Source organism: Clostridium sardiniense (genome assembly GCF_019753795.1).
GTDB lineage: Bacteria > Bacillota > Clostridia > Clostridiales > Clostridiaceae > Clostridium > Clostridium sardiniense.
Genome location: NZ_JAIKTU010000076.1, coordinates 1 through 213, shown reverse-complemented (window position 1 = coordinate 213; position 213 = coordinate 1). Strand labels below are relative to the sequence as shown.

General features: G+C 31.5%; 1 protein-coding gene. It reads left to right on the top strand.

Features of this window, described 5'->3' with window-relative positions:
• A partial coding sequence (locus tag K5V21_RS19285) for an immunoglobulin-like domain-containing protein (protein WP_221862683.1) occupies window positions 1-213 on the top strand: 213 nt, incomplete at both ends.

The window sequence follows — 213 nt, the reverse complement described above, 5'->3', positions numbered from 1 at the left end:
TCAGTAGATACAAATAAACCAGGAAAGTATGAAGTAACTTATACAGTAACAGATAGTGATGGTAACACAATAACTGTAAAAAGAGTAGTAACAGTAAATCCAAAAATGGTTGAAATAAATAATGCACCAGTAATAAAAGCAGAAAACAAAACAATAAAGGTTGGAAGTAAATTTGACCCAATGACTGAGGTAAGTGCTACAGATAAGGAAGAC